Genomic DNA, 3,678 nt, shown 5'->3' with positions numbered 1-3,678 from the left:
ATCATCAATGTAAGTACTTTATTTCTACTTTTTTTCCATGGACAGCCTGACCAAAGAACATTTCTGGACAAGCATTTTTTTTGTTGGGAACGGGCACCTTAGGCGCTATTGTCCTGCTTTTTTTTCAGCCCTATCCATCAGGAAATCTGGCCGTAGGGGCTGTATTTTTGCTCATATTGCCCTTTCTCTGGATGCTGGCCAATTATCCTGCACGTCTTGTCTATCCTTTGGCCACCGCTGGGTTTATGCTCGCTCTGGTAGGAACCAGCATGGGTTATGGACCATACGAGCACAGCCATACTTTGTATCCCGAAACCATGGCGCAAATGGTCGGTATCCTGCTGGAATCCATTGGCTTGATAGCTGCTGCCATGATGTATGAACGTAATCATGCCACCACCGCACTGGAAACCGCCAACCGTGAACTGGAACGACGCGTATTCGCCCGTTCACAGGATTTACAAATACGCAATCGTGAGCTGCAGATAAGGGATGCCTTTTTGCAATCAGTCACGGAAGTCAACCGACTGTTTGCCGCCATCGACCCGCTCGAATTATCGCTCATTCTCGACCGCTTTTGTGAGATTCTGGTTACCCGAATGCATTTGGCGGCAGCCTGGATAGGCGCGGTTGATGAACATACCGGCCTGATAAACATACCAGCCAAAGCCGGCGAATTGGCCACTCCACTCAGTAAATTACAATTATTTTGCTGGGCCACGGCAGAACATACCCAGTCGCCTTCCGGTCGGGCCATCACCGAAAATCGCACACTCCTGTTTGGTGCCCGTGATCCTCTATTTGAGCCCTGGCAGGATCTCATCAAAACACACCGTATGGGCGGCAGTATTTATACGCCTTTTGTCTGGCCAGATGGTCGGCGTGGCGTCATTGCCTTGTATCGTTTTGATGATAGCGTCTTTCCCAAAGCTATTATTGAGTTGCTTGAACGTCTCAGTGAAGACCTCACCGCCTTTTTGCGACAAAGAAAGGTCGCGCAGCAACTGGATGATGCGCGAATTTTACAAAAAACCATGCTCATCAGTGGTGATATTGCCCTGCAGGCACGAGAAGCGCCTCAGATGCTGCAGCAGATATGTGAAGAACTCATTCATAGTGGACTGTTCAATGCAGCATTTATCATTCGTCCTGACGAAAATGGCGTTTTTCAGGCACTTGCCCTGGCTGGTCATCATGTCGAGTGGATCTTGCAGCGGCGCTGGACCATCCATCCTGATGAGATTCCTGACGGCCAGTCTCTGACATCGCGGGCCTGGCGCAAGCGAGAAAAACTGATTGTTCAGGATTATCTGCGTGCCCTTGGCCCCGAAACTGACTGGTACGCTGAAGCCAGTCAGAATCAGTGGCGAGCCGCCGCAACTTTTCCCGTCTATCACCGCCAGGAATGCTGGGCCATGCTCAATGTCATTGGACCCCGTTCCGATCTTTTCAATCAGGAAATAACGGAAGTATTGCAACAAATTGCCCTGCTGGTGGGCCATGCTCTGGATGAAATTCATTTAAAAAACGAGTTATTGGAAGAACGGCAGAGACAAAGCCACCTGGCCCGCCATGATGCGTTGACCGGACTGGCCAATCGTCGGGGTTTCACCGAGTTTTTGCATCCGGCCATGGCCAGGGCGCGCCGAAATGACCGACTGCTGGCCGTTGCCATGTTGGATCTGGATGACTTCAAGCCCGTCAACGATCAATATGGTCACGCAACGGGCGACTTGCTGCTGCAGGAAGTTGCTGCCCGGCTGCGTCAGGCACTCCGCCAGAGTGATTATCTCGCCCGACTCGGAGGGGATGAATTCGTTCTGGTCTGGGACAATCTACAAAAACATGAGCAAATTCCCCCTGTCCTGGAAAAAATCGGGGAAATACTGGCAGCTCCCTATTTTCTCAATGGGTTACCCCAAATTCAGTTCGGCATCAGTGCAGGGATCACTTTTTATCCGCACTCGGAAAACGACGTAAGTAATGCCGATCTTCTGCTGCGTCAGGCCGATCATGCGCTCTATCAGGCCAAGCAGAACAAATCCCGACGCAAGCAGTTCTGGTCCATATTTGCCGAAGCACAAAATAGCGAACATTTACGCATTCAGACGCTTCTGCATGAAGGACAGATGGTACTTCAGTACCAACCCGTACTGGATTTACGACAGGAACGCATTGTCGGCGTCGAAGCCCTGGCACGTCTTAACAACAAAGCAGAAGCCATATCTCCCGGAAATTTTCTACCCTACCTTGAACCGGAGGATCAATGGCGACTGACCGAACTGGTGCTTGCGCAAATTGCTAAAGACTGGCAAGCCTGGAAAAAGGCCGGTATCAATCTCTGGATTTCATTAAACATTCTTCCCATGTCGCTGATAAACATTACAAATTTGAAACGTTTGCAGAATCTTTTAAATGACTGCGCAGTGCCATCCCATAGTTTGATTCTGGAAATTCTCGAAAGCGAAGAACTTCGATCTCTGGAATCCAGTGCGGAGTCCATCCGCATCCTGCAAAAACAGGGTTACCGCATTGGCCTGGATGATGTAGGAGCGGGTTATGCCTCTTTGCTTTATCTCAAGGAATTACCTGTCGATGAAATCAAAATTGATCAGGCCTTTGTGCGTAATCTGGGAGAAAACCCCAATGATCTGCACTTTCTCCGGGCCATACTGGATATAGGTATATCGCAAAATGTGGAAATCATCGTCGAAGGAGTGGAAAATCAGAGTATATTGAACGTATTGCGATTGATGCAGGCACCCATGCTGCAAGGTTATGCCGTGGCCCGTCCCATGTGGGCCAGTGAGCTGCCAGCATGGCTGAGTAGCGACACTCAGGCAATGAACGCAAACCACGAAATAAAATTCGATCTTCTCCAGTTATATGCTGAAGTCATTGACTATCAGAAAACCATTACCAATCTGTTAACCAGCAATCCAGACTGGTTCTTGCAGCTTTCCCCATGGTCAAGTTGCCACTGCCCTGTTCAACAGAGACTGAAGCAACTCAGCGCCATGGACCTCAGCGACCTTGAACAAGCCCATCATGATTATCATGCAATACTCGAAGGTCTAGTACCAACCCTTGAAAGTGGATCCGGTGTGGATATTTACCCCTTGCAGCGTCAGGGCGAGGTGGTTCTGCAGCAAATCACTCTGGCTATGCGTTTACAGCCCCGAAACTGAACAAACCGGGTCGCACATTGCCACGGGGGCCTTGAGGACCTATCTGCCATTTTTCTGCTAGACTGGGTGGATGACTTATTTACGTAAGCCAAATTACCGAGCTTTCCCAAAGTAGAGATCCATAAAATATGTCACTGGATACCACTCTGATTGGGGTTCCCGATGCCGCCCTGGACCCGCCCCACGGGGTGGAGGTCTGTCCGGATTGTGGACTGATTCAGCGTTTGCCGCCTCTACAAGGTCGCGGCAAGCTCGCCTGCCCGCGCTGTGGTCATATTATGGAACGCACCTCCGGTCGCAGCATCAACGCGGCCATGGCCATGACCTTATCGGCCCTGTTCCTGCTGATCCCTGCCAATTTCCTCCCATTGCTGTCCGTTGATATATTTGGCGTGCATCATCAAAGTGTGCTTGCGTCGGGCATCTGGGGAGTGGCTGCCCAAGGCTGGCCCGTGGTGGCGGTCATTCTGGCCCTGGAATTGCTCATCCT

2 protein-coding genes are annotated in these 3,678 nt (G+C 50.6%); both read left to right on the top strand.

What is annotated here, in order from left to right:
* Positions 1-80 precede the first annotated feature (80 nt).
* Complete coding sequence (locus tag AC2VLY_RS12795; RefSeq protein ID WP_486922404.1) at positions 81-3,188, top strand: bifunctional diguanylate cyclase/phosphodiesterase; 3,108 nt, start codon at positions 81-83, stop codon at positions 3,186-3,188.
* A gap of 128 nt (positions 3,189-3,316) precedes the next feature.
* The coding region (locus AC2VLY_RS12790) for a paraquat-inducible protein A (protein WP_486922403.1) at positions 3,317-3,678 on the top strand (362 nt) is incomplete at its 3' end.

Source organism: Acidithiobacillus sp. TH-A36 (genome assembly GCF_057473445.1).
This window is presented reverse-complemented; position numbering and strand designations above follow the sequence as displayed.